The sequence below is a fragment of the Streptosporangium sp. NPDC087985 genome (assembly GCF_044741965.1).
Classification (GTDB): domain Bacteria; phylum Actinomycetota; class Actinomycetes; order Streptosporangiales; family Streptosporangiaceae; genus Streptosporangium.
This window is the reverse complement of the sequence record NZ_JBIUTQ010000006.1, coordinates 140,719-166,987: the sequence shown is the minus strand read 5'-3', so window position 1 is coordinate 166,987 and position 26,269 is coordinate 140,719. Positions and strand designations below refer to the sequence as shown.

24 protein-coding genes are annotated in these 26,269 nt (G+C 70.0%); 11 read left to right on the top strand and 13 right to left on the bottom strand.

Going from position 1 to position 26,269, the window contains the following annotated elements; genetic code table 11:
• Positions 1-97: 97 nt before the first annotated feature.
• The 3 genes from hutI to ACIN94_RS15465 all read right to left on the bottom strand — a co-directional run bounded on the left by hutI (position 98) and on the right by ACIN94_RS15465 (position 4,287).
• Positions 98-1,306 carry an imidazolonepropionase gene (gene hutI, locus ACIN94_RS15475; RefSeq protein WP_400705501.1) on the bottom strand — a complete coding sequence of 403 codons (1,209 nt, stop codon included), beginning with the start codon at positions 1,304-1,306 and terminating at the stop codon, positions 98-100.
• 647 nt (positions 1,307-1,953) lie between these two features.
• A complete protein-coding gene (gene hflX, locus ACIN94_RS15470) occupies positions 1,954-3,411 on the bottom strand; it encodes a GTPase HflX (protein WP_400705498.1) in 1,458 nt (485 codons plus the stop codon).
• Between the two features lie 186 nt (positions 3,412-3,597).
• Positions 3,598-4,287 (bottom strand): DUF4097 family beta strand repeat-containing protein, encoded by a 690-nt coding sequence (locus tag ACIN94_RS15465; protein WP_400705495.1) that lies wholly within the window; start codon positions 4,285-4,287, stop codon positions 3,598-3,600.
• A gap of 296 nt (positions 4,288-4,583) precedes the next feature.
• On the opposite strand from ACIN94_RS15465, the gene aceB reads away from it, so the two are divergent.
• The 5 genes from aceB to ACIN94_RS15440 all read left to right on the top strand — a co-directional run bounded on the left by aceB (position 4,584) and on the right by ACIN94_RS15440 (position 11,206).
• Complete coding sequence (aceB, locus tag ACIN94_RS15460) at positions 4,584-6,170, top strand: malate synthase A (RefSeq protein WP_400705492.1); 1,587 nt, start codon at positions 4,584-4,586, stop codon at positions 6,168-6,170.
• 41 nt (positions 6,171-6,211) lie between these two features.
• Positions 6,212-7,669 carry an FAD-binding oxidoreductase gene (locus tag ACIN94_RS15455; protein ID WP_400705489.1) on the top strand — a complete coding sequence of 486 codons (1,458 nt, stop codon included), beginning with the start codon at positions 6,212-6,214 and terminating at the stop codon, positions 7,667-7,669.
• Positions 7,669-8,994, top strand: coding sequence for an FAD-binding oxidoreductase (locus ACIN94_RS15450; RefSeq protein WP_400705486.1), 1,326 nt, complete (start codon positions 7,669-7,671; stop codon positions 8,992-8,994). The genes ACIN94_RS15455 and ACIN94_RS15450 overlap by 1 nt, the downstream gene beginning before the upstream one ends.
• On the top strand, positions 8,995-10,281 hold the full coding sequence (locus ACIN94_RS15445; RefSeq protein WP_400705483.1) for a (Fe-S)-binding protein: 1,287 nt from the start codon (positions 8,995-8,997) through the stop codon (positions 10,279-10,281). It abuts the gene before it with no gap.
• Positions 10,282-10,357: 76 nt separating this feature from the next.
• Positions 10,358-11,206 (top strand): IclR family transcriptional regulator, encoded by an 849-nt coding sequence (locus ACIN94_RS15440; RefSeq protein ID WP_400705480.1) that lies wholly within the window; start codon positions 10,358-10,360, stop codon positions 11,204-11,206.
• A 14-nt stretch (positions 11,207-11,220) separates the two neighbouring features.
• Here the strand turns inward: ACIN94_RS15440 and ACIN94_RS15435 are convergent, their stop codons facing one another.
• Complete coding sequence (locus ACIN94_RS15435) at positions 11,221-12,144, bottom strand: SPFH domain-containing protein (RefSeq protein WP_400705477.1); 924 nt, start codon at positions 12,142-12,144, stop codon at positions 11,221-11,223.
• Positions 12,145-12,306: 162 nt separating this feature from the next.
• Between ACIN94_RS15435 and ACIN94_RS15430 the strand changes: the two genes are divergently transcribed.
• Complete coding sequence (locus tag ACIN94_RS15430; RefSeq protein ID WP_400705474.1) at positions 12,307-13,239, top strand: pirin family protein; 933 nt, start codon at positions 12,307-12,309, stop codon at positions 13,237-13,239.
• A 90-nt stretch (positions 13,240-13,329) separates the two neighbouring features.
• Here ACIN94_RS15430 and ACIN94_RS15425 read toward each other — a convergent pair whose 3' ends face one another.
• Positions 13,330-13,818, bottom strand: coding sequence for a hypothetical protein (locus ACIN94_RS15425; RefSeq protein ID WP_400705471.1), 489 nt, complete (start codon positions 13,816-13,818; stop codon positions 13,330-13,332).
• Between the two features lie 93 nt (positions 13,819-13,911).
• On the opposite strand from ACIN94_RS15425, the gene ACIN94_RS15420 reads away from it, so the two are divergent.
• From ACIN94_RS15420 to ACIN94_RS15410, 3 genes are read left to right on the top strand one after another with little or no spacing between them, the layout of a single operon-like run.
• Positions 13,912-14,592, top strand: coding sequence for a response regulator transcription factor (locus tag ACIN94_RS15420; protein WP_400705468.1), 681 nt, complete (start codon positions 13,912-13,914; stop codon positions 14,590-14,592).
• The gene (locus ACIN94_RS15415; protein WP_400705465.1) at positions 14,589-15,842 is read left to right on the top strand and encodes an ATP-binding protein; all 1,254 of its coding nucleotides are present in this window, start codon (positions 14,589-14,591) and stop codon (positions 15,840-15,842) included. The genes ACIN94_RS15420 and ACIN94_RS15415 overlap by 4 nt, the downstream gene beginning before the upstream one ends.
• A 35-nt stretch (positions 15,843-15,877) precedes the next feature.
• Positions 15,878-16,225: a PepSY domain-containing protein gene (locus ACIN94_RS15410; RefSeq protein ID WP_400705462.1), complete on the top strand. Its 348-nt coding sequence runs from the start codon at positions 15,878-15,880 to the stop codon at positions 16,223-16,225.
• Here the strand turns inward: ACIN94_RS15410 and ACIN94_RS15405 are convergent, their stop codons facing one another.
• The 5 genes from ACIN94_RS15405 to miaA all read right to left on the bottom strand — a co-directional run bounded on the left by ACIN94_RS15405 (position 16,226) and on the right by miaA (position 22,082).
• Positions 16,226-16,915: an HNH endonuclease family protein gene (locus ACIN94_RS15405; protein WP_400705459.1), complete on the bottom strand. Its 690-nt coding sequence runs from the start codon at positions 16,913-16,915 to the stop codon at positions 16,226-16,228.
• 176 nt (positions 16,916-17,091) lie between these two features.
• The gene (locus ACIN94_RS15400; protein WP_400705456.1) at positions 17,092-19,368 is read right to left on the bottom strand and encodes a tetratricopeptide repeat protein; all 2,277 of its coding nucleotides are present in this window, start codon (positions 19,366-19,368) and stop codon (positions 17,092-17,094) included.
• Positions 19,369-19,414: 46 nt separating this feature from the next.
• A complete protein-coding gene (locus tag ACIN94_RS15395; RefSeq protein ID WP_400705453.1) occupies positions 19,415-20,164 on the bottom strand; it encodes a hypothetical protein in 750 nt (249 codons plus the stop codon).
• 87 nt (positions 20,165-20,251) lie between these two features.
• Positions 20,252-21,058: a diaminopimelate epimerase gene (dapF, locus tag ACIN94_RS15390; RefSeq protein ID WP_400705450.1), complete on the bottom strand. Its 807-nt coding sequence runs from the start codon at positions 21,056-21,058 to the stop codon at positions 20,252-20,254.
• Positions 21,059-21,155: 97 nt separating this feature from the next.
• Positions 21,156-22,082: a tRNA (adenosine(37)-N6)-dimethylallyltransferase MiaA gene (gene miaA / locus ACIN94_RS15385; RefSeq protein WP_400705447.1), complete on the bottom strand. Its 927-nt coding sequence runs from the start codon at positions 22,080-22,082 to the stop codon at positions 21,156-21,158.
• Between the two features lie 219 nt (positions 22,083-22,301).
• Here miaA and ACIN94_RS15380 point away from each other — a divergent pair, with 219 nt between their 5' ends.
• Positions 22,302-22,634 (top strand): antitoxin, encoded by a 333-nt coding sequence (locus ACIN94_RS15380; protein WP_400705444.1) that lies wholly within the window; start codon positions 22,302-22,304, stop codon positions 22,632-22,634.
• Positions 22,635-22,695: 61 nt separating this feature from the next.
• On the opposite strand, the gene ACIN94_RS15375 is transcribed toward ACIN94_RS15380, so the two are convergent.
• Positions 22,696-23,217, bottom strand: coding sequence for a methylated-DNA--[protein]-cysteine S-methyltransferase (locus tag ACIN94_RS15375; protein WP_400705441.1), 522 nt, complete (start codon positions 23,215-23,217; stop codon positions 22,696-22,698).
• A 19-nt stretch (positions 23,218-23,236) separates the two neighbouring features.
• Between ACIN94_RS15375 and ACIN94_RS15370 the strand changes: the two genes are divergently transcribed.
• Entirely contained in the window at positions 23,237-24,181 is a 945-nt protein-coding gene (locus tag ACIN94_RS15370; RefSeq protein WP_400705438.1) for a ribonuclease Z, read from the top strand.
• A 160-nt stretch (positions 24,182-24,341) separates the two neighbouring features.
• On the opposite strand, the gene ACIN94_RS15365 is transcribed toward ACIN94_RS15370, so the two are convergent.
• Positions 24,342-24,989, bottom strand: coding sequence for a response regulator (locus ACIN94_RS15365; protein ID WP_400705435.1), 648 nt, complete (start codon positions 24,987-24,989; stop codon positions 24,342-24,344).
• Positions 24,964-26,142 (bottom strand): sensor histidine kinase, encoded by a 1,179-nt coding sequence (locus tag ACIN94_RS15360; protein WP_400705432.1) that lies wholly within the window; start codon positions 26,140-26,142, stop codon positions 24,964-24,966. Before ACIN94_RS15360 ends, ACIN94_RS15365 begins: the two co-directional genes overlap by 26 nt.
• Between the last annotated feature and the right edge of the window lie 127 nt (positions 26,143-26,269).

Below are 26,269 nucleotides of genomic sequence, written 5' to 3'. Positions count from 1 at the left end.
GTCCTTGGCCGAATCCGGCTCTGTGGACAACCTGCCGAGCGTGCGGCGGAGCTGTGGACACCGCACGCCGGAAGATCGGCGTCTCAGGACGGGAGGTTTACTGGACGGGAGTGCCGCCACGCCAGACCCGGCGGGGCTTGAGACCGAAGGACCAGGCGAAGGCGCCCTCGTGGTCGGCGTCCCACTGGACGATGTCGGCCAGTCGGCCAGGTGCGAGGACGCCGCGGTCGGGAACCCCGAGGACGGTGGCTCCGCCGAGGGTGGCGGCACGGAGCGCGTCACCGACGCTCATGCCGAAGGCGGCCACGGCAAGGCTGATGACCAGGGACATCGAGGTGATCCCGCAGTGACCGGGGTTGTGGTCGCTGCCGAGGGCCATCGTGACGCCCTGGGCCATCATGCGGCGGACCGGGGGCAGGCTGCCACGCTGGAGGGCGGTTCCCGGGCAGACCACGGCGGGGACGCCGTAGCGGGCCAGGGTCGCGATGTCCTCGTCGGAGGTGTGGTGGAGCAGGTCAGCGGAGGCACAGCCGAGCTCGGCGGCGAGCTGCACGGCACCGCGGCGGCTGTAGGCGCCGGCGTGCACGCGTGGCAGCAGCCCGACGTTGCGACCGGAGGCGAGCACCCAGCGGGCCTCGTCGGTGGTGAAGTGGCCCTCGTCGCAGTAGACGTCGACACTGTCCGCTCCGGCCGCGGCCGCGTCGGCGCACCAGGCACCCACGGCTTCGACGTAGTCGCGCTGGCGGCCGAAGTATTCCGGCGGGACGACGTGCGCGGCCATGAAGGTGACGTGCACGCGCGGCATCATCGGCTCTTTTTCGAGCTCCCGCAGGAGCCGCACGTCGGCCAGTTCGCCGTCGCGGGTGAGGTGGTAGCCGGTCTTGGCCTCCACGGTGGTGGTGCCGTTGAGCAGCCAGTCCCGCAGGCGCTCGCGGACGCCGTTGCACAGGGTCCACGGGTCGGTACCCCGGGTCACCGTGACCGTGGAGCCGATGCCACCGCCGGCCGCGGTGATCGCCGACGGGGTGGAACCACTGGAGCGCATCGCCATCTCGGCGTAGCGGTTACCCGCGTAGACCGGGTGGGTGTGGGCGTCGATCAGACCAGGTGTGACCAGCGCGCCGCCCAGGTTCTCGACGTGGTCGACATCGACGATGTCGTCCACCACGCCGGGCACGCTCTGCGGCAGGTCGGCGGCACGGCCGACCCAGGCGATCCGGTCGTTGTGAACCAGGATCGCAGCGTTGCTGCACACGTCATTGCCGGTCCAGAGCCGGCCGATGTTGGTCAGAAGGCGGACTGTCATCGCATCACCGCCTTGTGCGCAGGGGAAGACATCGGGAGGGAGACCACTTCCGGGCACGAGGGACGAGCCCAGCCGTTGCCGGGCTCCATGCCCACCGGGTCCGCTGTGAGTCCGGACGACATTGGGGGGTCTCCTGCTCTCATCCGCATGTTCGTGGTGCGGCGACAGTATCGCCGGGATCATGATCAGGCGATTTCAGTTCAGTTACGTTATTTCACAAGTGAGCTCGCTGTACAGGCTAATTGGGAAGAACGCCGCTTCGCCTTAACCACATCCGGCGCACCGGCTTGACGGTCACATCTGGCCCTGAACATGTTTACGCAGCTCAAAGCGCTTCTTTCCCGCCCGCGACAGCGGTCTCCGAGACAACTTGCACCCTAACATCTCGGCAGATTTGCCTTATGGTAGCAATCCAAACTCTGGCCGACCACTGTCACTTTTGAGGCTTTTGTACTATTTCCTCCTATCATCAGTGCAGCCCATTAACTCCTCCCACAGCAAGCCATCTCATTGAAACGAGACGCGCAACCTATCTAGCCTGAAATCAGGGCGACCCGTCCGGCCCGAGGCCGGAAAGGCCACGCCCCGCCGTACCGTCCTCTGGACGAGGAGCGTGGTACGGCGGGGCGTGGCCGCGCTGACCGCTGTCAGACGGTCTCGACCGGCTTGGCGGTCTTCTCCAGTTCGGCGAAGAGGCTGGGCAGGACTCTGGCGTGCAGGATCGTGCCCTCCTCGGTGTGCTCGACCCCGAGGACCTCGCCCTCCTTGTGCGCCCGGGAGATCAGGTCACCGCGCTGGTACGGCACGAGCAATCTGACCTCCTGGTCGAAGCGGGGCAGTTCGCGCTCGATGACGGCCATCAGCTCGTCCATCCCGGCACCGGTGCGGGCCGAGACCACGACGGTGTACTTCTCTCGCGCGATCAGCTGGGCCAGCACCACCGGGTCGGCGACGTCGGCCTTGTTGATGACCACGATCTCCGGAATGTTGCGGGCGCCCTCGATGTCGGAGACCACCTCTCGCACGGCGGCGAGCTGTGACTCCGGGTCGGGGTGCGAGCCGTCGACCACGTGCAGGATCAGGTCGGCGTCGCCGACCTCCTCCAGCGTGGAGCGGAAGGCCTCGACGAGCTGGTGCGGCAGGTGCCGGACGAATCCGACGGTGTCGGCCAGGGTGAACAGCCGGCCGTCCGGCGTGTGCGCCCTGCGGACGGTCGGGTCCAGCGTGGCGAACAAGGCGTCCTCGACCAGCACGCCGGCCCCGGTCAGCCTGTTCAGCAGCGAGGACTTGCCGGCGTTGGTGTAACCGGCGATGGCCACGGCCGGAACCTCGCGCTCCAGCCGCCGCGACCGCTTGGTCTCGCGAGAGATGGTCATCCCGGCGATCTGACGGCGCAGCTTGGCCATCCGCTCGCGGATCCGGCGGCGGTCCAGCTCGATCTTGGTCTCACCGGGACCGCGGCCGCCGATACCGACGCCGGCCGCGGCACGCCCGCCGACCTGCCGGGACAGGTTGCCGCCCCAGCCACGCAGGCGCGGCAGCAGGTAGTTGAGCTGAGCGAGCTCCACCTGCGCCTTTCCCTCCCGGCTCTTCGCATGCTGGGCGAAGATGTCGAGGATCAGCATGGTCCGGTCGATGACCTTCACCTTGACGACCTCTTCGAGCTGACGGAGCTGGCCGGGGCTCAGCTCACCGTCGCACACGACGGTGTCGGCGCCGGTGGCGGAGACGATGTCGGCGAGCTCCTGGGCCTTGCCCGAACCGATGTAGGTGGCCGTGTCGGGTTTCTGGCGGCGCTGGATCACGCCTTCCAGCACCTCCGAACCGGCGGTCTCGGCGAGGAGCTTCAGCTCCAGGAGTGAGTTCTCGGCGTCGATCGCCGTGCCCGAGGTCCAGACGCCCACCAGAACGACCCGCTCAAGTCGCAGCTGGCGGTATTCGACCTCGGTGACGTCCTCGAGCTCCGTGGAGAGCCCCGCGACGCGGCGCAGTGCCTGGCGCTCGGCCAGATCCATCTCACCGATCTCGGGCAGATCGTCGAACCGGTCAATGTCCAGCGGCTCACGAGTGTCTATGTCGTTGCTCCATTCAGGTGCGTGATTCATGTGCGTCCTCTCTGAAGAGTCAAACGCCTGAACCCCTCGGGTCTCTTCCCTCCGATGGTGCCACGGGAACGCCCGCGTCTCATCTGGTTATCGACCGTTTCGACCTGGCAGGAGGCATCGGCTCTCCGGGCCGGGGCGGTGCGGCTCCCCGACCGGCGTGCCACCGGACCGTTCTCCCGCGGCGACTCAGGAGGGCAGGACCTTGGCGTTACCCGAGCCGGTCCGCACCGAGACAGTGCTGGAGGAGGACGGGTCGTTGGTGACCCTGACGGTCCTGTCGCCCGATCCGGTCTCGGCCGTCACGTTGTAGCCGGCCTTCGGCAGCCGTACCGTGGCGTCGCCCGAGCCGGTCTCGACCTCGACGTGGTCCGGTACGACCGCGAACGTCAATTTGACGTCGCCGGAGCCGGTGCCGGCGACAAGCCGCTTGGCGCCCAGGCCACTGGCTGCGATGTCGCCGGAGCCTGCTGTGGCGTTCACCTCCCCGGTCAGCGTGCGCAGCGTGATGTTGCCCGAGTCGGTCTCCAGCGTGGCCTTGAGGCCCTTGGGGATCTCAACCCGGTAGTCGACCGCGCAGTTGGAGCAGTCCTGACGCAGCGTTAGCGTGCCGCCGTCCACGGGATGCTCGGTTCTGGGCCTGTCGTTCTTGTCCCCGCTCCAGTGGAGCGTCTCGGTCACCCGGACTCCGGACCTGTCCGACTCGTTGACCACCACGTCGCCGGAGCCGGTGTGAACGTCCAGGGCCGTCAGCTCGCCGGGGACGTCATAGGAGGCGACGGCCTGCTGCCGGTGGCCGAAGTCGACGTCGATCCGGCAACCGGAGAGCACGAGGGCCGCGCCGAGGAGCGCCCCCGCGACGATCACGTTCTTCTTCATCTCGATCCTTCCGGTGAGGGAACCCCGGATTCTGGTCCGGGGGGAGGGACACGGCGCGGTGTGCGCGATCCGGTGGCGTGCTCGGCGGTGGCCGGGAAGCTCCCCGCTCCCGGCCGGTTCCCGGCTCCCCCGCAGCGGGAGTCGATCCCACTGTGACCGAGCAGAGCGTCCGATTCATCGGGGAACTCCCCGACTCCGCCCTGAGGGGTACCCCGGTCTTTGACCGGCCGGTGACCGTCCAGTAGCGTCAATTCCACAATTCAGAATTAGTTTTCCATGATGTGGAAAGGAAGCACATGGACGGCGTTGAGATCACCGGCCCCTCGCATGATCGGTTCGACGAGATCCTCACGCCGGAGGCGCTGGCCTTCGTGGCCACCCTCCAGCGCGAGTTCGGCGCCCGGCGCCTTGAGCTGCTGAAGGCCCGCCAGACACGTCAGGCGGAGCTGTCGGCCGGCGGCACCCTCGACTTCCTGCCCGAAACCAGGCATGTGCGCGAGTCCGAGTGGCGGGTCGCCTCGCCCGCGCCCGCCCTGACGGACCGCCGGGTGGAGATCACCGGCCCGGTCGACCGGAAGATGACGATCAACGCGCTGAACTCCGGCGCCAAGGTCTGGCTGGCCGACTTCGAAGACGCCAACGCCCCTACCTGGGAAAACACCATCAACGGTCAGCTCAACCTACGGAACGCGCTGGACCGGACCATCGACTTCTCGGCCGGAGAGAAGCGCTACGCGCTCAAGCACGACGACGAGCTCGCCACCATCGTGGTCCGCCCGCGCGGCTGGCACCTGGAGGAGAAGCACCTCACCCTCGACGGTGCCCCGTTCTCCGCCTCGCTCGTCGACTTCGGCCTTTACTTCTTCCACTGCGCGGCCCGGCAGATCGCCAAGGGCAAGGGCCCCTACTTCTATCTGCCGAAGATGGAGTCCCACCTGGAGGCCCGCCTCTGGAACGACGTCTTCGTCATGGCCCAGGACCTGCTCGGCATCTCACGGGGCACGATCCGCGCGACCGTCCTGATCGAGACCTACCCGGCCGCATTCGAGATGGAGGAGATCCTCTACGAACTCCGCGAGCACTCCGCCGGTCTCAACGCCGGCCGCTGGGACTACCTGTTCAGCGTGATCAAGAAGTTCCGCACCCGGGGCCGGGAGTTCCTGCTGCCCGAGCGTAACGCGGTGACCATGACCGCCCCGTTCATGCGCGCCTACACCGAGCTCCTGGTCCGCACCTGTCACAAGCGCGGCGCCCACGCCATCGGCGGCATGGCCGCGTTCATCCCCTCCCGTCGCGACCCCGAGATCAACAAGTTCGCTCTGGAGAAGGTCACCGCCGACAAGACCCGCGAGTCCGGCGACGGCTTCGACGGTTCCTGGGTGGCCCACCCCGACCTGGTCCCGATCTGCCGCGAGGTCTTCGACGGCGTCCTGGGGACGCGGCCGAACCAGCTCGACCGCCTGCGCGAGGACGTATCCGTCTCCGCCGCCGACCTGCTGGCGGTCTCCAAGACGCCAGGCGACATCACCGAGGCGGGCCTGCGCAACAACGTGGACGTGGCGCTGCGCTACCTCGCCGCCTGGATGGGCGGCCTGGGCGCGGTGGCGATCCACAACCTGATGGAGGACGCCGCCACCGCCGAGATCTCCCGCTCCCAGATCTGGCAGTGGATCCACAACGACATCGAGCTCGCCGACACCGGAACCGTCGTCACGAAGGAGCTCGTCGAGCGGATCATCGACGAGGAACTCGCCAAGATCAAGACCGAGCCGGGATACGACGAGGACCTCTACGCCCAGGCGACCGCCCTGTTCAAGGAGGTCGCCCTCGACGACGACTTCGCGGAGTTCCTGACCCTTCCCGCCTACGCGCGCATGCCCTAGTAAGGAAGCCACCGAGCCCCGCGCGGATGGAAGGAGGGACGATGGGGGCGAGCACACTCGACGGACCGGCCCGGCGCTTCCAGGAGATGCTCGGCGACGGGGCGGTGATCACCGATCCGGTACGGCTCCGCACCTACGAGTGCGACGGGCTGACCCATCATCGGGCCACCCCCGGCGTCGTCGTGCTGCCGGAGACCGCCGAGCAGATCGCGGCCGTGGTAAAGATCTGCAACGAGTACGGCGTGCCGTTCGTGGCCAGGGGCGCGGGGACGGGGCTGTCCGGCGGGGCGCTGCCCCGGACCGACGGGGTGCTGATCGTCACCTCCAGGATGCGGCGGATTCTCTCCGTCGACGTGGCGGACCGGCGCGCCGTGGTGGAACCGGGGGTCACCAACCTGGCGATCACCGAGGCGGTGCGCGACCTGGGTTACTACTACGCGCCCGACCCGTCCAGCCAGCAGGTCTGCACGATCGGCGGCAACGTGGCGGAGAACTCGGGTGGCGCACACTGCCTGAAGTACGGGTTCACGGTGAACCACGTGCTCGCCCTGGAGATCGTCACCCCCGACGGCGACATTGTCGAACTGTCGGACACCGACCCCGGATACGACCTGCTGGGCGCGTTCATCGGCTCGGAGGGCACGCTCGGCATCACCACCAAGGTCACCGTACGGCTGACGCGGGCACCGGAGACCGTGACGACCCTGCTCGCGGCGTTCGACGGCATCGAGCAGGGTGGCCAGGCGGTGTCGGCGATCATCGGCGGCGGCATCGTGCCCGCCGCGATCGAGATGATGGACGCCCTGGCGATCGAGGCGGCCGAGGCGGCCGTGGCCTGCGCCTACCCCGAGGGGGCCGGAGCGGTGCTCATCGTGGAACTGGACGGCCCGGAGGCGGAGGTCACCCACCAGTTCGACGTGGTGACCCGGATCTGCCGGGAGAACGGCGCGTTCGAGCTGCGGATCGCCGCCGACCCGGCGGAACGCGCCGCGATCTGGAAGGGCCGCAAGTCCGCCTTCGCCGCGGTGGGCCGGATCAGCCCCGCCTACATCGTGCAGGACGGGGTCGTCCCCAGGACCGCGCTGCCCGAGGTGCTGGCGAGGATCGACCTGCTGTCGAAGGAGTACGGCATCCGGGTGGCCAACGTCTTCCACGCCGGAGACGGCAACCTGCATCCGCTGGTGCTGTTCGACGACGCGGAGACCGGCGCGGGCGAGCGGGCGGAGCTGGTCTCGGGGAGGATTCTCGACCTCTGCATCGAGCACGGCGGGTCCATCACCGGCGAGCACGGCGTAGGTGTTGATAAGTCCAGGTATATGCCGAAAATGTTCTCGGATGAGGATCTCGACACCATGCAACTGGTGCGCTGTGCCTTCGACCCCCGCGGTCTCTCGAACCCGGGCAAGATCTTCCCCACGCCGCGCCTGTGCGGCGAGGTACCGGGAGTGCGCAAGGGTGTGCACCCCCTGGTCGAGTCAGGACAGGCGGAACAGTTCTGATGGACGCGCCGCACGAGACGGGTGGAGAACCCCTGGCGGACGCGCTGCGCGAGACGGGAGTGACGATCCGGGAGGCGACCCCCGACGACACCGTGGCCGGAGTCCCGCCCCGCTGGGTGGCACTGCCCGAGACGACCGATGAGGTCGCCGCGCTGCTGCGGGTCTCAGCCGGAAACGATCTCGCCGTGACCTCGGTCGGCGGCGCCACGAAACTGCACTGGGGCAACCCGCCCGAGCGCTGCGACCTGCTGATCGACACCTGCTGTCTGAACCAGGTGCTGGAGCACGCCTCCGGCGACCTGGTCGTCCGCGTTCAGGCGGGCGTGACCATGGAGGCGCTCGCCGAGACCCTGGCCGCCGAGGGCCAGGAGCTCTCCCTCGACGCCCCTCTCGACGGCGCCACCGTCGGCGGCACGCTCGCCACCGCGCTCGCCGGCCCCCGCAGGTTCCGGTACGGCACGGCCCGCGACCTGCTGATCGGCATCACGGTCGTGCTGGCGGACGGCACGGTCGCCAGGTCCGGCGGCAAGGTCGTCAAGAACGTCGCGGGCTACGACCTCGGCAAGCTGTTCACCGGCTCCTACGGCACGCTCGGCGTCATCACCGAGGCCACCTTCCGCCTCCACCCCATCCCGGCCGACCGCCGCTGGATCACCACCGAACTACCGCCCCCCGAGTCCGTAGCCGCCGGACGTCCGGACGTCCGGCCGGACCCCGGCACTCTCACCACCGGACCATCGGACGTCCCACCGGGCCTGGGGGCGCTCGTCGCCGCGCTCGCGGCGTCCCAGGCCGAGCCGAGCGCGATCGAAGTGGACTGGCCGGACATCCGGGGCGGGCCCGCCATCTCCGTCCTGGTCGAGGGGACGGCGGCCGATGCCCGGGCGCGGGCCGTACGCACCCTGGTGGACGGGCACGGGACACCGCGGATCACCACCGGACCGCCCGGCTGGTGGGGGGCGCCTCCCGGCCAGGACGTACTGTTGGAGCTACACGTCCCGCCGTCCCGCATGGACGGCGCGCTGCGGGCGGTAGCGGCCCGGGGACTACCCGCGCACGTGCGCGGATCGGTGGCGGTCGCGGTCCTGCAGATCGCCCTGCCCTCCGACGTGGGCGGAGCGGTCCTCGCCGAGACCGTCTCCCGTCTCCGTGCCGACCTCGGCCATCTCGACGGCAGGCTGACCGTGCTCGCCGCTCCGCAGGAGTTCACGGGCCGGGTCGACCGCTGGGGGCCGACCGGCGCGCTGCCGCTGATGCGGCGGATCAAGGAGCGGTTCGACCCCGGCCGGAGGATGTCCCCCGGCCGGTCCGTGGGAGGGATCTGAATGGACCCCGAGCTGATCAATGACTGCGTGCACTGCGGCTTCTGCCTGCCCACGTGCCCGACGTACGTCCTGTGGGGCGAGGAGATGGACTCCCCCCGCGGCCGGATCCACCTGATGAAACAGCATGTCGAAGGCACACCCCTGACCCCCGAGATGGCCGGCCACTTCGACGCGTGCCTGGGATGCATGGCGTGCGTGACGGCCTGTCCCTCCGGGGTCCGCTACGACCGGCTGATCGAGCAGACGCGGGCCGAGGTGGAGCGGACGCACGTGAGGGAGCCGGCTGACCGGGCGTTGCGGGCCATGGTCTTCCAGCTCTTCCCCTATCCCCGGCGCCTGCGGGCGATGCGGCTGCCGCTGCGGCTCAGTGCCGGACTGCGGCGGAGGATCGCACCGAGGCTGGAGCGGGTCAACCCGTCGATGGCGGCGATGGCCGACCTCGCTCCCCCGGTCCCGGCGAGGGTGCGGCTGCCGCGCAGGGTCGAGGCCAGGGGCAGGCGCAGGGCCACCGTCGGGATGCTCACCGGGTGCGTGCAGGGCGAGTTCTTCCCGCAGGTCAACACGGCCACGGCCCGGGTGCTCGCGATGGAGGGGTGCGAGGTGGTGATCCCGCCCTCGCAGGGCTGCTGCGGGGCGTTGTCGCTGCACTCCGGGCAGCAGGGGCAGGCCGAACGGTTCGCCAGGCGGACGATCGCCACCTTCGAACGGGCGGGCGTGGACACGGTGGTGGTCAACGCGGCGGGGTGCGGATCGACCATGAAGGAGTACGCCGAGATCCTCCAGGGCGAGTGGGCGGACAGGGCACGGGCGATCCGGACTGTCGACCTGGCGGAGTATCTCGTCGAACTCGGCCCGGCGGCCGAGCGGTATCCGCTACCGCTCACGGTGGCCTACCATGACGCCTGCCACCTGGCCCACGCGCAGGGGATCCGATCCCAGCCTCGTCACCTGCTCGCCGCCATCCCCGATCTGGAGGTAAGGGAGATCTCCGAGTCAGCCATCTGCTGCGGTTCCGCGGGAACCTACAACCTGTTCCAGCCCGAGGCCGCCCGCGACCTCGGAGACCGCAAGGCGGAACGGGTGCTGGCCACCGGCGCCGACCTGCTGGTCTCGGCCAATCCCGGCTGCACCATGCAGATCACCTCGGCCATCCGCCGCCGGGGCGCCAAGGCGCTCCCCGTCGCGCACATCGCCCAGGTCCTGGACGCCTCCCTACGTGGCCTCCCGGGAGTGTCCGGAGCGTCCGCGAATGCGGACTCCGAGCCGCCAGGCGAGGAGATCGCATGAACGAGCGCAGCGAGCGAATCAGTAAGCACAGAGTGTCCGCGAATGCGGACTCCGAGCCGCCAGGCGAGGAGATCGTATGAGTGGTGTGCAGTCGGTCGACCGGGCACTGGACGTGCTGGAGGCGCTGGCCGAACGGGGTGGGGAGGCCGGGCTCTCGGAGATCGCGGCCAGGACCGGCCTGCCGTACGGAACGATCCATCGGCTGCTGCGCACGCTGCTCGACCGGGGCTACGTGCGGCAGGAGTCCGACCGCCGTTACGCGCTGGGCGGCGCGCTGGTACGGCTCGGCGGGGCGGCCGAGCGCATGGTCGGCGTACGGGCGCAGCCGTACCTGACACGGATGGTGGAGCTGTCCGGTGAGACGGCCAACCTGGCGGTGCTGGAGGGCGACTTCGTCGTCTACGTCGCCCAGGTGCCCTCGCCCCGGCGGTTGCGGATGTTCGCCGAGGTCGGCAGGCGGGTGCTGCCGCACAGCACCGCGGTGGGGAAGGTGCTGATGGCCGGCAGGGCGGACGCGGAGGTGGCCTCGCTGGTCGAGCGGACCGGCATGCCCCGGCGGACCGCGAACACGATCATCGACCTGCCCGGCATGCTCATCGAGCTGGAGCGGGTGCGGGACCAGGGGTACGCGATGGATCTGGGTGAGGAGGAGCTCGGCGTGCACTGCCTGGCCGTGGCGGTGCACGACGGAGCGCGGATGGTCGCCGCGATGTCGGTGTCCGGCCCGGCCGAGCGGATCGACGCGCTCGACCGGGAGGATCTCGCCGACGGCATGCGGAGGATCGCGCGCGACTTCGGCTCCGAGCTGGGCCCCGGCCCTGCCGGGCCGGCTGACGGGAGCGTGCGGGGCAGACGGCCGGCGGCACTCGTCCGGTCGCGGGACGAGCCGGACGGGGACCCCGTACGGCTCTCCTCGGATGAGTGACGCCGGCCGTACGGCTAGTGATTCGGCGGGGTGATGTTGATGTTGCTGCCCTGGGGTACCGGCACGACCGAGACCTGGCCCTTCTGGATGGCCTGCCAGAGCACGGCGCCCTGCGGACCGAGGACCTTGACGAGGTCCTTGATGGACTCGATCTCGGTGCGGACCTTGGCGTTGCGCTGGGCCTGAGCGATGTTCTCGGCCTTGGCGGCCTGCTCGGAGGCGAGAGCGTTCACCAGTTCCTTCGGCGGCTGGGGCTTCTGGATGGTCAGGGAGATGTCGCCGCACTCGCCGTTGCCGACGTAGTTCTGGTTACAGAAGTAGTCGGCTCCGGCCGTCTCCTCGATGAACTGCCGGGCGAGCACCCCGACCCGTGCCTCCCAGTCCTGCCTCACCTTGGGGTCGTTGAACAGTCCCCGCCACTCAAACTCCTGCGACGCGGCGTCCAGGGCCCGGTCCAGCGGCAACCGCAGGTAGATGTTGAGCATCCGCCGCCACCCCGCGGACTCGCCGCCCTTGTAGTAGGCACCGAACTTCAGCCCGATCTTCTCGTGGAATTGCTGTAGCGTCTTGCAGTTGGTGTTCAGCGTGAACGTCGCCACCCCGGACACGGTCATCTCGACGTTGTCCTTCGATACGACCGACAACGGCTTGGAATCGGCGTCCTTGACTCCGGAGAAGTCGAAGGTCCGCTGGCCGAACGGGTAGGAGTAGGCCGTGTCGCCGGGCCCGAGGATCGTGGCCCCGCTGGAGGGGTTGATGCATCTCTCGAACTTGATGGCCTCGAAGACGCCTCCCGCGTAGTGCAGGACCACCTCATCGGGCCGGGTGCTGACCTTTGAGCACCCGCTGAGCACGGAACCGAGCACCACCACCGCGGCGACCGCCAACAGGAACCACTTCAACAACGGCCGTCTCACGCCGGCCCTCTGCGCGTTCATCGTCTCTCCTTTACCTCCGCTTTACCAATGGCGGCTCTCCGTAACCTATGGCCGCCAGACGCTTGGTAAGCGGGACACGTTCACATCTGACGGCGAGATCGATCGGCTCTCATCCGAAAGGACGAGGGGGAGGCAGCGGCACGCGCGCCGTACAGTCGGGGGGTGAGCAACCTTGAGACAGCCCCGGAGGAGATCCTGGGTACCGCGGCCACCACGGCCGGGCCGGTCGTCGAGCAGCTGACCGGCCACGAGGTGGCACTGGGCGGGCCGCGGGCGATGACGGTCACGCGCACGCTGCCCAACCGGGGGCGGCGGATGGTCGGCGCGTGGTGTTTCATCGACGACTACGGCCCCGAGGTGGCCACCATGCGGGTGCCTCCGCACCCGCACTCCGGGCTGCAGACGGTCACCTGGCTGGTCTCGGGTGAGGTGCTGCACCGCGACAGCGTCGGAAGCCTGCAGCAGGTACGGCCGGGCCGGCTCAACCTGATGACGGCCGGGCGCGGCATCTCCCACTCGGAGGAGTCGGCCGAGGCGTTGCTGCACGGTGTGCAGCTCTGGGTGGCTCTGCCTGACGGTGACAGGCACGTGGCCCCGCACTTCGAGCACCACGACGACCTGCCGGTTCTGACCGAGGGAGACGCGCAGATCATCGTGATCATGGGGTCGCTGGGCGGCGCGACCTCGCCGGCCCGCACCTACACACCACTGCTCGGCGCCGAGGTCACGATCTCCGGCAGCGCCGTCCTGCCGCTGGAGCCCGGCTTCGAGCACGCCGCTTTACTGCTGTCCGGCGACGTCGAGGCGGCCGGCACGCGGCTGGACCGCGGGACGCTGCTGTATCTCGGCTCCGGTCGGCCGGATCTCAGACTGGGCGGGCAGGGCCGCCTGCTGCTGCTCGGCGGTGAGCCGTTCGAGGAGGAGATCGTGATGTGGTGGAACTTCATCGGCCGCAGTCACGACGAGATCGCCGCCTTCCGGCAGGAGTGGGCGGAGGGCGAGGCCTTCGGCACCGTCCGCGGATTCGACGGCGCCCCGCTCCCCGCCCCCGCTCTCCCAACAACCCGGCTGAAGCCCCGGGGACGCGTCCGCTAGCCGTACCGCCCGGGCGTGACCGGCTCTCCCGTCACGCACGGTCCCGCACGGCCGCCTCCGGCAGAGCCGGAGTGGAGCCGGAGACGCCGCTCAGTCGTCGACCGTGTGGACCGGGGAGCCGGAGGACGAGCAGCGTACCTCGACCTTGACCTTGGTCTCGTCCGACTCGAACTCGACGCGGGCCCGGTCATCCGGTCCCCGGTCCACGCTCTTGATCTGGAAGCCCTCCGCGGGGCTCCAGGACCGCAGGGTCACCAGCCCCTTCTCGCACCGGGCGATCACCGTCCCGCCCTCGGTGCTGATCAGCCGGCTCCGGTCCTTCGGGATCGGGGGAACAGCGGGCGTGGACGTCGGGTGGGACGTCACCACTGTCGGGTGGGACGTGACCGCTGTCGGGTGGGCCTCTGGCGCCGGGGTGCCGGCGGCAAGCGCCTCGCCGATCTCGGCGGAGGAGAGCGGACGGTGCGCGGAGGACGTGAGCGACTCGCCCAGGAGGTTGATCACCGCGACCCCCGCCGTGGTCGCGAGAGATCCGGTGATCAGCCATCCGGCCACGGCGAGAGGGAAGGGTCGGCGCACGCGTCCACTTTCGCACCCCGGACGCTAAGACACAGTTAAGGACCCGATAACGGACGTATGCCATAGGTCGTGATCGGGCTAACGTAGCGGCAAATGTCCAACGTGCTGCTCATCGAAGACGACGCCGCGATCCGCACCTCGCTGACCCGAGGGCTGCGCGACCGCGGCCACGCCGTGTCGTCCGCCCCCGCCGCCCTCGACGGTCTCCGGCTGGCCGTCGAGGAACGTCCCGACCTCATCGTGCTCGACCTGGGGCTGCCCGACCTTGACGGCTTGGACCTGCTGCGCATGCTCCGCGCGGTGAGCCGGATCCCGGTGATCGTGGCCACCGCGAGGGACGGTGACACGGAGATGGTCAGGCTGCTGGACGCCGGAGCCGACGACTACGTGGTCAAGCCGTTCAGCGCCGCCCAGCTCGACGCCCGGATCCGGGCGGTGCTCCGGCGGACCGGCGAGAGCCGTACCGACAGCTCGGTGACCGTCGGTGGCCTGCGGGTGGACCCGCGCACCCGGGAGGCGACCCTGGACGGCGCTCCGCTGGACCTCAGCCCGAAGGAGTTCGACCTGCTCCACTACCTGGCCGCGCGGCCGGGCGAGGTGATCACCAAGCGCGAGCTGCTCACCCACGTCTGGCAGATCCCGTACGGCGGGGCCGACAAGACGGTGGACGTCCATCTCTCCTGGCTCCGCCGCAAGCTGGGCGAGACCTCCTCCGAACCTCGCTATCTGCAGACCATACGCGGTGTCGGCGTACGGCTGGCCGCCCCGGCATGAGGCGCTGGCTGGCCCTGCTGGTCGCGGCGACCACCTCCCTGGTGCTGATCGCCCTGCTGGTCCCGCTCGCGCTGCTGGTCCGCACGGTGGCCGAGAGCGGAGCGGTGAGCCGGGCCGGGAGTGAGGCCGACTCGGTGGCGGTGGCGGTGGGCACGGTGGACACCGAGACGCTGCGGCTCACCACCGAGCGGGCCACGCACCCGGTGACGGTCTTCCTCCCGGACGGTCAGGTGATCGGCGCGCCCGCCCCTCGGTCCGCCGCCGTCGAGCTGGCCTCCCGGGGCCGCAGCGTCACCGCCGCGGTGCCGGGGGGACGGGAGATCCTGGTCGCGGTCCAGGGCGCGCCGGGGGGCACCGCCGTGGTCCGGGTCTACCTGGATGACAGCGACCTGGCCGAGGGCGTTCCACAGGTGTGGGCCGGGCTTGCGGCTCTCGGCCTCGCCCTGATCGGGCTGGGCATCGGTGTCGCCGACCGGCTCGCCCGCGCGGTGATCCGGCCGATCTCGGCGCTGGCCCGGGTGTCGCACCGGCTCGCCGGCGGTGACCTGTCCGCCAGGACCGTGCCCGACGGCCCGCCGGAGGTCCACGCGGTCGGCCTCGCACTGAACCACCTCGCCGAGCGCATCACCGGTCTGCTCGCCGAGGAGCGGGAGAACGTGGCCGACCTGTCCCACCGGCTCCGCACCCCGCTGACCGGGTTGCGGCTGGAGGCCGAGTCCCTGGGCGATCCCGGGGAGGCCGCCCGGATCGAGGCCCGGGTGGACGCGCTGGAACGGGCCGTCACCTCGGTGATCATCGAGGCCAGGCGGCGGTCGCAGGATCAGAACCGGTGTGACGCGGCGGCGGTGGCCGAGGCCCGGGTCGCCTTCTGGTCGGTGCTGGCCGAGGACCAGTCGCGTCACTTCACGCTCCGGCTGGCCCCCGGCCCACTGCCCGTCGCGGTCGCCGCCGACGATCTCGCCGCCTCCGTGGACGCGCTGCTGGGGAACGTCTTCGCGCACACCCCCGAGGGAGTCTCCTTCACCGTACGGCTGGAGCCCGCCCGCGGCGGTGCGCTGCTGACCGTCGCCGATGCCGGACCCGGCTTCACCACGCCCGCCCTCCTGGAACGCGGCGAGAGCGGCGCCGGATCGACCGGGCTCGGTCTCGACATCGCCCGCCGTATGGCGGAGTCGTCCGGCGGCTCCCTCTCCCTGGGGACCTCCGAGTCGGGCGGCGCAAGCGTGACGCTCTTCTTAGCGGAGGCTTAGCGCGGCCCTATCTTGATCGCGGCGAAGCTGGATCCATGAGACAGATCACCAGAATCACCATCGCGACCATCGGAACCGCCGTCCTCCTGACCGGTGGGGGCGGCATCGCCCTCGCCGCGAACCAGGCGGCCACTTCCACCACCACGGCCGTGTCCACCACGACTGCCGCCGCGCCAGCCGCCGTGACGGGCATCTCCTACCGCAGAGCCATCCAGATCGCCAAGGAGCGCGTCCCGGGCGCACGTGTGACCGAGGTCGAGCGCGAGTGGGAGCACGGCCACTCCGTCTGGAAGATCGAGCTGCGCAAGGGCGGCCGGGAGTACAAGGTCTACGTCTCGGCCACGACCGGCAGGATCATCAAGTTCAGGCGCGACGACAGGTGATCAGCAGGAGTCGAGCACTCTCTGCATGGCGTCCCTCTCGGCGGACGTCACCCACAGGTTGTACTTGACCTTCACCTCGATCTGGCGTGAGACGTAGGGGCACCGGTAGGCGTGGCTCGGCGGAAGCCAGGTCGCCGCGTCACCGGCGCCCTTCTGGCTGTTCAGCCGGCCGTCCACGGCCAGCAGGTTCAGCGGGTCGTTGGCCAGTTCCTTGCGCCTGGTCTCCGACAGCTGCTGGGCGCCCTTCTGCCAGGCGTCGGCGAGGGCGACCACGTGGTCGATCTGCACCGCCGAGCTGGTCTTCTGTCCGCGCTCGAACTTGATGGTCTTTCCGCTGTAGGGGTCGTGAAGAGTCCCGGTCAGCACGATGCAGTCATGGGTGCCGGGTTTGAACGTCTCGTCCTTCAGGTCACGCTGGAGGATGTCGTTGCGGGTGTCGCAGCCGTTGTGGTCGACGTCCGCCCAGGCGGGACCGAACCGGGCCCGGTCGAACCCGGTCAACGGGGCGCGTCCCTTGACCTGGAGCCCCTTCAGGTCCTTGAGCGCGGATGCGTAGGACTGCCCCTTACCTGCGGTCTGGTTGCCGGCCTCCGGACCTACGAGGCCGCACCCCACCAATGTGAACGCGATCGTCGCGACGACCGTCCCTCGCCCCAGCGCCGACCGCACCATGCCACCTCTCACGTGCATTCATTACCCATGAAGTGGCAAATTACTCTAAACATCAAAAGGTTACACCGAACGGGATTCTAGAGATGGAGAGCGCACCACCCGTGAGGAGATCCCTCACGGGTGGTGCGGTGGCGAGGACAGGACCCCCGGCACTCACGGCGGCACCACCGGCGCGAGCAGCCTGACGGAGGTCCCTACAGACCGTACTCCTTGGTGATGCGCTCGTGCCGCTCCACCTCGACGTCGACGGCCTTGGCCAGGTCGAGCCAGGCCAGCGGGTGCACCCAGCGCTCGGTGGCGTCGTCGAGCAGCGCGTCGACCTCGACCGGTGTGACGTCCGGCGGGACCGCGATCCAGCCGAACACGCCCCGCAGCCGCTCACCCGAGGTCGGGTGGCTCACGGTGTAGTTCTCGTCGCTGTAGACCCACATCGGCCAGCCACGCTCGGCCAGGACCTCGTTGAACTCGGTCCAGTCGGCCTCACCAGGGGCCGCGCCGTCGAAGAACCAGCTGGTGTAGCCACCCGGGCGGAGCATGCTGACCGCGGCGAACGGCGGGATGAACTTCTCCTGCTCCTCCGCCTTCTCCGGGATCGGCTCCAGCAGCTGCGGGTCGAAGACGACCAGGTCACCGGCGTTGTAGTCCATGCCCGGAGGCTGCGGGATGGCCAGGCGGGCGGTGGCGGGGCCGGTGCGCAGGCTGATGATCGCGCGCTGGCTGCCGTCGGGGGCGGGCAGGATGATGCGCACCAGGCCCATCTCCTCCTCGATCGGCCCCTCCGTCGACTGGAGCGGCATGCCGACCTCGGCGGCTCCCGCGCGGACGGTCTCCCAGTCCTCGGCGGCCGTCGCCATGGTGATCATGCGCCAGACATCCTCGGGCTCGGTGTTCCCGGCGTCGAGGAGGTCGCGCAGGATCCGGGCGCCCTTGGCGTTGTCACCGGTCTGCTGCACGGCGGTGGACCACAGGCGGCTCGCCTCGGCACCCGCACCGGCGTTGACCGCCGCCTCGCCCTCGGCCGCGGCCTGCTCCCAGCGTTCCCGCGCGCGGTGCAGACGGCCCAGGGCCAGGTGGCGCTGGGCGGCGGGGAGCCGCTCGGCCATCTGCTCCAGGCGCTCGTCCTGGCGGGCCTCGATCAGGAGACCGGTGAGGTAGGAGATGTCCTGCGGGTCGGCGGTCTCGATGTCGCCGGACTCGACCAGCATGGTCCAGTAGATGTCGGCGCCCCGGGCGGGGTAACCGAGGAAGCCCAGCGTGGTGGTGTGCCGCCTGGTGGCCTCAAGGTCCTGTCCGGACAGCGGGGTGAGCCAGCCCACCCAGCGCTCGGGGTCGGCGTTGAAGCCGTCGGCGGCGTCGAAGTAGCCGACCAGTTCGGTCTGGGGACCGGGGGCCTCCTTCGGGGTGACCCCGTCGGCGGCGGCGCGCAGTGCGGCGATCCGCTCCGCGATGTCGCCCGGACTCCTGAGCTCACCGGCGGCGGACTCGGCGATGTCGGCCAGCAACCGGGCCTGCCACGCACTCTGCCTGGCGACGGCCAGATCACCGGCGACGAGCGCGAGCTCAACCCGGGCGTGGTAGCCGCCCATCATGGCGAAGTAGTCGACCCACTGCTTGAGCACCCGGCCGAGCTGCCAGCTGTTGGTGATCTGCGCGGATCCGGCGAGCCTGCGGATGGCGTGCGCCCACTCGACCCAGTCACGCGGGTGGTCGCCGACCACGTCAAGGTCGGGCAGGGCGTCGACGGACTCCTGCACCTGGTCCAGGGTGGCGAGCACGAGCGCGCGCAGCACACCCTCACGGTGCGCCCTGGCCACCGGGTCGTCGGGCTTGAACTCGGCTGCGCCGGTGAGCGCGGTGAGCGCGTCCTGCGCGCGGCCGGCGGCGAGGAGCGCGCGGGCCGAGGCCGCCCCCAGCTCCCAGCTCGCCTCACGTCCGGCGGCGCCGAGCTTGGCCACGGCGGACTCGGCGTGGGTGATCGCCTCGTCGACACGGCCGGCGTCCACCAGAGCCGCGACGTACTGCTCGGCGACGGCGGAGAAGGCCAGCGAGTCGGGCTCGATCCCGATGGCGTCCAGCGCCGCCAGCCGCTCGGCCGCGTAGCCGGGGCCGTCGGTGTTGGCCTGCGCGACGGCCAACGCGATGACGGCGCCGGGCGCCGCCGGGCAGTCACGGACGTCTTCACGCCTCGCGAGCGCGACCAGTGTCTCCGCGTCGGCTATCGCGACCGCCCCCTGGGCGCGGTCGCCGATGCGACCGATCAGGTGCCAGTAACGAGCGTAGAACTCCAGCCAGGGCAGCTCCATGTTCTCTGCCTGCTGCGCGATGGCCGGCGCGAGCACGTCGAGCTGCGAGTATCGGCCCTCCAGCGCCTGCGCGGGCACATCGCCGATCGCCATAGCTAGACCGGTTTGTCCGGCTTCGTGCAGTTGCCGCTGGGTGTCGCCGACCCAGGCCCAGATGTCCACGTCCATGAGACGTCAGTCTGCCAGGTCGGCGACCATGCCCCAAACGACTTGGCTATCCCACCGTGCGGAGCAGTCCGGCCAGCTCAGCCGATTCCGCCTCATCCAGCACGGAGAACGCGGGCGCCATCAGCACGTCGGTGAGCATTTCCGCGCGCACCCGCCGCTCGACCGCATCGGGCCCGGGCTGGGGAAACGGCTCCGGCCAGTCCAAGAACCGCGCCATCACCTCGCCGGAGGCGATGCCCAGCGGAGTGCCGTCGTGGGCGGCGAGCAGCGTGGCCTCCAGCGGGGTCAGCCCCTCGGCCTGTACGGCTACCGCGTGCAGGCCACCGCGCAGCTCACGGACCATGTGCATGAGCTGGGCGGCACGGGCGGGAGGGTCGTCGGCCAGCGGCACTGCCCGCCAGCCCGCGAAGAGCGGGGCCCCCAGCACGTCGGCGTTGTCCACCACCGGTTCCAGCAGCTCGGCCAGGCGCGCGGCCCCGGCGAACCCGCCGAGCCTGCGGCGTCCCCAGTCGTGGCAGGCCCCGGTGTAGAGCTTGACGGCTTCGGCCACCGGCAGAGCACGGCCTTCCTCCCAGTGCTCCCTGACATGCTCGGCGGGGAAGAAGAACGCTGCAGCGACGATCACATCGGCATGCACCTCGCCGAGCACCCCGCAGCGCCCGCGGAAGTACAGCGCCCGGCCGGACAGCCCGGTCTGCTCGCACAGCGCCTTGACCTCCCGCGAGATCATGTAGCCGCCGCCGAGAACCCCGATCGCCGACTTCACTGTCGCCGCCGTGACCCGTGGATCAACCACGCCCGTCCTCCTTCTCGATCTGTCGAAGGACTCAGCATCACCTACTAGAACATCATTCGGCAACCGTGAGGTCTCACCGGCCTGTCCTCACAGGTCGAGATCTCCCGAGGCGACCAGGACCGCCGGACCCGCGAGATAGCTGGTCTGCCCGTCGAGGGTGACGGTGACGGTGCCACCCAGCACCTCGACCACCCAGGTGCCGGTGGCCTCCCCGGCAAGATGCGCCGCCGCCACGGCCGAGGCGACCGCGCCGGTGCCGCAGGACCGCGTCTCGCCCGAACCGCGCTCGAAGACCCGCATCAGGACCCGGCGCGGGCCCACCGCGTTGAGCAGCTCGATGTTGACCCCCTTGGGGAACGTCTCGGGGTCGAACGCGGGCTGGCGGCCCAGGTCGAGCTGGGCCACCGGGTCGCCGATGACGCAGGCCAGATGAGGGTTGCCCATGTCGACGTGGAGTCCTCCGTACTCACGACCCGACACGACCGTACGGCTGCGGCCCAGCACCCGGGGCAGCCCCATGTCCACGGTCACGTCGCCGGTCTCCGCCAGCCGGACCCGCCTGACCCCCGCGCGGGTCGCCACGCCGAACTCACCCGCCCTGGCCAGTCCGGCATCCACCAGGTAGCGGGCGAACACCCGCACTCCGTTCCCGCACATCTCCGCGGAGCCGCCGTCGGCGTTTCGGTAGTCCATGAACCACTCGGCGTCACCCGCCTGATCGGCCACCTCGGGGCTGAGCTCTGTCCGCGTCACGCGCAGCACGCCGTCGGCGCCGATCCCCGCTCGCCGGTCACATATCGCCGCCACGAGCGTGGCGGGCAGCTCCAGCTCGCCGTCGGGGTCGGGAAGGATCACGAAGTCGTTCTCGGTGCCATGCCCCTTTGCAAATCGCATTCCCCAACTCTATCCGCGCTGATCACGGCCTCATCCGGGCCGCCCGGGACCGTCGATCACCGGCCTTCCCGCCGCCCCGGCTCAGGTCCTTCCCCGCTCAGGGGCACCCCGCCTCAGATGACCCGCCCACCGCGGCGAGCGCCCGGTCAAGGAGATCCGGGGCCTGCTGGGGGAGCCAGATCACCCGGGGGTCGCGGCGGAACCACGACTCCTGACGGCGGACGAACCGGCGCGTCGCGCGGACCGTCTCATCCATCGCCTGCCGCTCGGTCCGCTCGCCGTCGAGGAACCGCAGAACCTGGGCGTAGCCGAGCGCGCGGCTGGCCGTACGGCCTCCGGCGAGTCCCCGCGCGGCGAGCTCCCGGACCTCGTCCACCAGGCCGGCCTCCCACATGCGTTCCACCCGCGAGGCGACCCGCTCGTCCAGGATCTCCCTCGGCACCTCCACGCCCAGCTGCACGCTGTCGTAGACCGCGTCGTAGGACGGCATCGTCGCCGAGAACGGCCGTCCGGAGAACTCGACGACCTCCAGCGCGCGGACGATCCTGCGGCCGTTTCCGGGCAGGATCACCTCGGCGGCCCTGGGGTCGCACTCACGGAGGCGTTCATACAGCGGTGCCGGCCCCGTACGCTCAAGTTCCGCCTCCAGCCGGGCACGGATCTCCGGGTCGGTGCCGGGAAACTCCAGGTCGTCGAGGGCTGCCCGCACGTAGAGCCCGGAGCCGCCCACCAGGATCGGCACGACGCCCCTGGCCCGCAGGCCGTCGATCAGCGGCCGGACCAGCGCCTGGTATTCGGCCACGCTCGCGGTCCTGGTCACGTCCCAGATGTCGAGCAGATGATGGGGAACCCCACGACGCTCGGCAGGGGACAGCTTCGCCGTTCCGATGTCCATCCCCCGGTAGAGCTGCATGGAGTCGGTGTTGACGACCTCACCCCCCAGCCGGAGGGCGAGATCCACGGCGAGGTCGGACTTTCCTGCCGCCGTGGGGCCGACGACGGCGATGACTGGTAGTTGACGCACGGAACAAGTGTGTCAACTACCCGGGGATGCATGGGAAACGACAACCCCCCACACCGGACGGCCCGCTGCCGGAGCCCGCGGGGAAAGCCGTGGCGAGACCCTCTTTTGATGCTGTTTTTTGTTTCCGAAGACCGTAAAACGGACACGCGCCCTAAGAAGGGGCGGAAATAGTTCTTCTGGCCCATACAGAGTGCATGACGCTGATCGGGGGATTCGCCTATGTCGATCTTCGACAAGGTCAAGAGCATGCTCGCCGAGCACAGCACCAAGGCTGAAGAGCTCGCCAACCAGGGTATCGACAAGGCCGCGGAGATGGCCAAGGAAAAGACCGGCGGCAAATACGACCAGTACATCGACAGCGCCGCCGAAGAGGCCAGGAAGAGGGCGGACATGATCGGCGGCCAGACCGGTACGTCCCCGGTCCCTGGCGAGACCGACACGCCCCAGGCCTCCGATGATGTCCTCGGCGGAACAGCGCCGTCAGAGGACGCCGGTGAGACCGGCACACCGCGGAAGCCCGACGAGAAGGGCACGGATCCTTACCCCGGCTAGACCGGGTTCTCTCGAGCGGACCGCCCGGTCACGTCCCCGGGCGGTTTCCGCGTGCCGCCGCTCAGTCCCACTCCAGCGTCGGCTGCAGGTAACCCTCCAGGGTCAGCAGCCACCGCTTGGACTCCACGCCCTCTCCCCCGCTGAACCCGCCCAGCCCGTTCCCGGCGACCACCCGGTGACAGGGGACGATGACGGGGAGGGGATTGGCGCCCATGATCGATCCGATCGCCCGCGCGGGAACGCCCGTCCCGCTCCGCGTGGCCAGCTCACCGTAGGTCACGGCCTGGCCGTACTTCACCGTCTCGTACAGCGTGCCCAGCACCTTGCGCTGCACGGGAGAGGTCAGGCTCCAGTCCACCGGAACGCTGAAGACCCGCAGCCTGCCCGCGTAGTAGTCGGCGAGCTCACCGAGCACCGCGGCCGTCCGGCCGGGCTCGTCCACCTCGACCAGTTTGAGCCCCTCCAGAACACGGGCCCTGAGTCCCTGTCCCTCCCTGTAGCTCCAGCCGACACCCGCCACGCCGTCCTCCGTGACGGCGACGGACATGTCCCCCAGCGGTGTCGGGACACTCCCGAACGCCACGGTTCCTACCATGTGGACTGTGTCCCTTCGCGAACTCGTCGTCCTCGGCACCTCAAGCGCGGTCCCCACCCGCCACCGTAACCACAACGGCTACCTCCTGCGGTGGGACGGTCAGGGCTTCCTGTTCGATCCCGGCGAGGGCACCCAGCGCCAGATGCTCCACGCGCGCGTCAGCGCCCATGACATCACCTGGATCTGCGTCACCCACTTCCACGGTGACCACTGCCTGGGGGTTCCCGGAATCGTCCAGCGCATCGCCAGGGACGGCGTCACCCATCAGGTCCAGGCGGCCTATCCGGCCTCCGGCGAGACCTACTGGCGCCGCCTGCGCCACGCCAGCGCCTTCGCCGACACCTCGGTGATCACCGAGCGCCCCGTCTCCGGCTCCGTCACAACCTTCGACGCGGGTCCGGTGACCCTCACCGCCCGCCCGCTCTCCCACCCCGTCGAGTCCTACGGCTACCGCCTCGACGAGCCGGACGGCCACCGGATGATCCCCTCGCTCCTCGCCGAGCGGGGAATCCGGGGCCCGTCGATCGGCGAATTGCAGCGCACCGGCACGGTCACCGCCCCGGACGGCACGGCCGTCCGGCTGGAAGAATGCAGCGAGCCGCGCCCCGGCCAGAGCGCGGCGTTCATCATGGACACCCGGCTGTGCGACAACGCGTTCGCCCTCGCCGCGGGCGTGGACCTGCTGGTGATCGAGTCCACGTTCCTGTCCGGGGAGTCGGCGCTCGCCTCGCAGTACGGCCACCTGACCGCCGCCCAGGCCGGCCGGGTCGCCGCCCAGGCCGGCCGGGTCGCCGCCGAGTCCGGTGCCCGCCGCCTCGTCCTGACCCACCTCTCCGAGCGCTACGACACCGTCGACGCCCCCCGGTTCCTCGAAGAGGCAGCCGGCACCTTCGACGGCGACATCGTCCTGGCCCACGACCTGACCCACATCCCCGTCCCCCGCAGGACCTAAGGAGAGCGCCCCCGTTCCCCGCCAAGAGCCGCCCACCCTTCACCATCCCCAGCAGCCTCCTCCAACCCTCGCTCCGCGGCCGTCAGCCGGCCCGGAGCGCGGAGCCACCCGACCGTCATCAGCGCCGGAAGCGGCGCGGCGGCATGGCCTCAGCGCGCGTTCAGAGGAAGCCGGCGTCGCGTACCTTCAGGGCGACGTGGACACGGTTGTCGGTCCCCAGCTTGGAGAAGATCCGGGTGATGTTCGCTTTCACGGTCGCGACGCTCATGTAGAGACGCTCGGCGATTTCGGCGTTCGAGCTGCCCCGGGCCACCTCGATCGCCACCTCGCGTTCGCGTTCGGTGAGCTTGGCCAGCTCCCGCTGCGCCTCCTGGCGCTGCGGTCCGCGTCCGCCGGTAGCCGCGGTGATCACCTGTCGTGTGACACTCGGCGACAGCACCGGCTCACCCCTCGCCACGGTGCGGACCGCCTCGATCATCTTCGGTGGCGGCGTGTCTTTCAGCAGAAAGCCGTCGGCACCGAGTTTCAGGGCCCGCAGCACCATGTCGTCGGCGTCGAACGTGGTGAGCACGAGGATCCGGGGCGGGTCTGGCTGGGCCAGCAGCAGCTCGGTGGTGGCCAGCCCGTCCTGGATGGGCATCCGGATGTCCATCAACACGACATCGGGCCTGAGGTCGCGGATCACGCCCATGGCCTGCCGGCCGTCCCCGGCCTCGCCGACGAGGTCCAGGTCGGGCTCGCCACCGAGAATGAGGCGCAGCCCGGTCCGCACCATCGGGTCGTCATCCACGATCACCAGTCGGGTCACAGTGTGAAGCCTCCCATGGCAATCGGGCATCGAGGATGAAGCGTCCGTCCTGGATGACATGGCGGAGAGTGCCGCCGGCCATCCGGGTCCGTTCGGCCAGGCCGACCAGACCCAGCCTTCCGCCGGGACCGGCAGGCGTCGCGGACGGCGCCGGATTGCTCACCCGGATTCGCAGGCCGTCACCCGGCCGCCCGCTGAGCTCGGCCGTCACCCGGCTGCCCGGCGCATGCTTGCGCGCGTTGGTCAGGGCCTCCTGCACGATCCGGTACGCATGCCGGCCGGTCTGCGCCGGCAGCCGTTCCCGGTTGTCCACGGTGTCGTCCACCTCGACCTGCTGGCCGGCGGCGCGCACTTCGCCGAACAGGGCATCCAGGTGGGCCAGGTTCGGCTGCGGAGCCTCCAGGGCGCCGTCGCGCCGGAGCGTGCCGAGCACGGCGCGTAGTTCGTTCAGCGACTGGTGCGCGTTCTCCTGTATCGCCAATGCGGCCTCGCGGGTCTCCTCGGCGGTGAGGTCCGTCCGGTACGCCAGGCCGCCGGCGAGCATCGACAGCAGAGAGATCCGGTGAGCCAGGACGTCATGCATCTCATGGGCGATCTTGACCCGTTCCGCCAGCTTGGCCTGCTCGATCCGCTGCAGCTGTTCGCGCTCCGCGGCCAGTGCCGCCTCCCGCTGTGAGGCGGCCAGGTCACGACGTCCGCGCAGGTACAGGCCGAAGACGGTCAGCCCGCCGAGGATGGTGGTCCCGGTCACCACGGAGACGACGGCCGCCTGGTTGACGCCGTTCCAGCTGGAACGTGCCACCAGGCACAGCCAGGACACGACCGCGAGCGCGATGAACTGACGCCACCGACGGTGCGCACCCAAGGACACGTACGCGACCTGAGCGGGGCCGGTCGCCGTGGTGGAGAAGACGGTCAGCAGGGCGGTCGCCAGCGCGATCGGCCACGGCTGGCGACGCCGCCAGCGCATCAGAACCAGCCCGATCACGCCGAGCCCCCCATCGACCAGTGCCGGCACAAGCCGATCACGGTCCTGGGAGACGACCACGGCCAGGACGGCGCCGTAGAACAGCATCGGCAGCAAGGCGCACAGGTAACGCAGCGCAATGTCCAGCTGATCCAGGGGTGGCTGGTTCTCCGTACGGTCGTGCACAGCCCACAGCCTAAAGACCACCTGGCCGATGCTTTAGCGACCTGGGTCGACATCCCGGTGGCCACAGGTCGAGAACCGGGACGACGGACCCGGCCCTGCGCCCGGTGATCCTCGACCTGGGTCCGAT

Excerpts from the sequence above, each read along its gene's own strand:
- hutI (WP_400705501.1), bottom strand. The coding sequence starts at position 1,306 with ATGACAGTCCGCCTTCTGACCAACATCGGCCGGCTCTGGACCGGCAAT.
- hflX (WP_400705498.1), bottom strand. The coding sequence starts at position 3,411 with ATGAATCACGCACCTGAATGGAGCAACGACATAGACACTCGTGAGCCG.
- ACIN94_RS15465 (WP_400705495.1), bottom strand. The coding sequence starts at position 4,287 with ATGAAGAAGAACGTGATCGTCGCGGGGGCGCTCCTCGGCGCGGCCCTC.
- aceB (WP_400705492.1), top strand. The coding sequence starts at position 4,584 with ATGGACGGCGTTGAGATCACCGGCCCCTCGCATGATCGGTTCGACGAG.
- ACIN94_RS15455 (WP_400705489.1), top strand. The coding sequence starts at position 6,212 with ATGGGGGCGAGCACACTCGACGGACCGGCCCGGCGCTTCCAGGAGATG.
- ACIN94_RS15450 (WP_400705486.1), top strand. The coding sequence starts at position 7,669 with ATGGACGCGCCGCACGAGACGGGTGGAGAACCCCTGGCGGACGCGCTG.
- ACIN94_RS15445 (WP_400705483.1), top strand. The coding sequence starts at position 8,995 with ATGGACCCCGAGCTGATCAATGACTGCGTGCACTGCGGCTTCTGCCTG.
- ACIN94_RS15440 (WP_400705480.1), top strand. The coding sequence starts at position 10,358 with ATGAGTGGTGTGCAGTCGGTCGACCGGGCACTGGACGTGCTGGAGGCG.
- ACIN94_RS15435 (WP_400705477.1), bottom strand. The coding sequence starts at position 12,144 with ATGAACGCGCAGAGGGCCGGCGTGAGACGGCCGTTGTTGAAGTGGTTC.
- ACIN94_RS15420 (WP_400705468.1), top strand. The coding sequence starts at position 13,912 with ATGTCCAACGTGCTGCTCATCGAAGACGACGCCGCGATCCGCACCTCG.
- ACIN94_RS15415 (WP_400705465.1), top strand. The coding sequence starts at position 14,589 with ATGAGGCGCTGGCTGGCCCTGCTGGTCGCGGCGACCACCTCCCTGGTG.
- ACIN94_RS15410 (WP_400705462.1), top strand. The coding sequence starts at position 15,878 with ATGAGACAGATCACCAGAATCACCATCGCGACCATCGGAACCGCCGTC.
- ACIN94_RS15405 (WP_400705459.1), bottom strand. The coding sequence starts at position 16,915 with ATGCACGTGAGAGGTGGCATGGTGCGGTCGGCGCTGGGGCGAGGGACG.
- ACIN94_RS15400 (WP_400705456.1), bottom strand. The coding sequence starts at position 19,368 with ATGGACGTGGACATCTGGGCCTGGGTCGGCGACACCCAGCGGCAACTG.
- dapF (WP_400705450.1), bottom strand. The coding sequence starts at position 21,058 with ATGCGATTTGCAAAGGGGCATGGCACCGAGAACGACTTCGTGATCCTT.
- ACIN94_RS15380 (WP_400705444.1), top strand. The coding sequence starts at position 22,302 with ATGTCGATCTTCGACAAGGTCAAGAGCATGCTCGCCGAGCACAGCACC.